Raw genomic sequence first — 2,449 nt, 5'->3', positions numbered from 1 at the left:
GAAGCCGACCTTTGCGTTTGGCCGATCGAGGCCCTGTCGGAGCTTGCCTATTGGATCGGCCTGCCCGGGCCGGAGCGGCGCATCTTCGCCGGGCACGATGCCTAGAGCGGGCGCGGCCATCGTCGCAATCGTCTGCTGGGCCGGCCTCGCGATCCAGTTCGCGGCGACCTTCGCTAATCAGCATGACGTCCTCGCGACACTGTGGATCCTGCTGCGGTTCTTCACGATCATCACAAACCTGCTGGTCGCATTGACCATGACCTGGGTCGCCATTGGCGGCCGCGCTTCGCCGATCCTGCTCGGCGGCCTGACGCTCGCGATCATCCTCGTCGGCGTCGTCTATATGCTGCTGCTCCGCGGCCTCCTGCATCTCAGTGGCGGGGCGCTCCTCGCGGATACGCTGCTGCACAAGGTCTCGCCGGTGCTAATGACCCTCTGGTGGCTGCTGTTCGCGCCGCGCGCCAGGCTGCGCTTCAATGCGCCGATTGCCTGGGCGGCCTATCCGGTCGCTTATTTCATCTATGCGCTCCTTCGGGCACATTACGAGCACATCTACCCCTATCCGTTCATGGACGTCGGCAAGCTCGGCTGGCTGCAGACGGCGCTGAACGTCGGCGGCATCGCCCTCGGCTTCATCATTGCCGGCGTGGCGCTCGTGTGGATCGACAGCTGGCGCCCGCTTGGGTCGCGCGGCGCAAGGCGCTAGACGGCCTGAGATGACCGACCGACGCGATAACAGCCGCCACATCCGCGCCCGCCATGGCCCCGACATCGTGGCCAGAAGCTGGGCCACCGAAGCCGCCGTCCGCATGCTCATGAACAATCTCGACGACGAGGTCGCGGAAGACCCGCAGAGCCTCGTCGTCTATGGCGGCATCGGCCGTGCCGCGCGCAACTGGGAATGCTTCGACAAGATCGTCGAGACGCTGGAGCGGCTGGGGGACGACCAGACGTTGCTAGTCCAGTCCGGCAAGCCGGTCGGCGTGTTCCGCACCCACACGGACGCGCCGCGCGTCCTCATCGCCAATTCCAACATCGTGCCGAAGTGGGCGACCTGGGAGACGTTCAACCGCCTCGATCGCGCCGGCCTCATGATGTACGGCCAGATGACCGCCGGCAGCTGGATCTACATCGGCAGCCAGGGCATCGTCCAAGGGACCTACGAGACTTTCGTCGAGATGGGCCGCCAGCATTATGGCGGCGACCTCAAGGGCAAGTGGATCCTGACCGCCGGCCTTGGCGGCATGGGCGGCGCGCAGCCGCTCGCGGCGGTGATGGCCGGCGCCCACTGTATCGCAATCGAAGTGCAGGACAGCCGCATCCAAAAGCGGCTCGAGACCCGCTACGTCGACCGCCGGGCGACCGGCATCGACGAGGCGCTCGAGATCATTCGGACCGCGACCGAGCCGACCAGTGTCGGCCTGCTCGGCAATGCGGCCGAGATGGTGCCGGAAATGCTGGCGCGCGGCATCCGGCCGGACGCGCTGACCGACCAGACCAGCGCCCACGATCCCGCCAACGGCTATTGCCCTGCCGGCTGGACCGTCGCCAAGTGGCAGGACATGCGGGAACGCGATCCCGCCGCCGTCGCCGAGGCCGCCCGAATCTCCATCGCCCGCCATGTCGAGGCGATGCTGTCGTTCAAGGACATGGGAATCCCCGTCTTCGACTACGGCAACAACATCCGCCAGGAAGCCAAGGACACCGGCGTCACCCACGCCTTCGATTTCCCGGGCTTCGTCCCGGCCTACGTCCGGCCGCTGTTTTGCCGCGGCATCGGGCCCTTCCGTTGGGTCGCCCTGAGCGGCGATCCGGAAGACATCTACCGCACCGACCAACGCGTGAAGGAGCTGATCCCCGACGATCCGCACCTGCATCGCTGGCTCGACATGGCGCGCGAGCGAATCGCCTTCCAGGGGCTTCCCGCGCGCATCTGCTGGGTCGGCCTTGGCCAGCGCCACCGCCTCGGCCTCGCCTTCAACGAAATGGTCAGGAACGGCGAAGTCTCCGCGCCCATCGTCATCGGCCGCGATCACCTCGACAGCGGCAGCGTCGCCTCGCCCAACCGCGAGACGGAAAGCATGAAGGACGGCAGCGACGTCGTCAGCGACTGGCCGCTGTTGAACGCGTTGCTCAACACTGCGTCAGGCGCGACCTGGGTCTCGCTCCACCACGGCGGCGGCGTCGGCATGGGCTATTCGCAGCACGCGGGCATGGTGATCGTCGCCGACGGGACCGCCGATGCCGCGCGTCGCCTCGAACGTGTTCTCTGGAACGACCCCGGCACGGGCGTCATGCGCCACGCCGATGCGGGCTACGACATCGCGATCGACTGCGCACGGGAGCAGGGACTCGACTTGCCAATGGTGGGAGCATGAAGCTCGACCCGATGAACATCGATCTGGCGGCGCTTCGTCAGCTGTGGAGCGGAGCCGAGGCCAGTCTCGAT

At 66.9% G+C, this 2,449-nt stretch carries 2 protein-coding genes; both read left to right on the top strand.

Annotation, left to right across the window (positions count from 1 at the left end; translation table 11 throughout):
- The first annotated feature begins 97 nt into the window (after nucleotides 1-97).
- Complete coding sequence (locus JOZ79_RS09520) at nucleotides 98-706, top strand: Pr6Pr family membrane protein (RefSeq protein WP_294073544.1); 609 nt, start codon at nucleotides 98-100, stop codon at nucleotides 704-706.
- A 10-nt stretch (nucleotides 707-716) separates the two neighbouring features.
- On the top strand, nucleotides 717-2,378 hold the full coding sequence (gene hutU / locus JOZ79_RS09515) for a urocanate hydratase (protein WP_294073543.1): 1,662 nt from the start codon (nucleotides 717-719) through the stop codon (nucleotides 2,376-2,378).
- The last annotated feature ends 71 nt before the right edge of the window (nucleotides 2,379-2,449 follow it).

This window comes from Sphingomonas sp., assembly GCF_019242355.1.
Classification (GTDB): domain Bacteria; phylum Pseudomonadota; class Alphaproteobacteria; order Sphingomonadales; family Sphingomonadaceae; genus Sphingomicrobium.
This window is presented reverse-complemented; position numbering and strand designations above follow the sequence as displayed.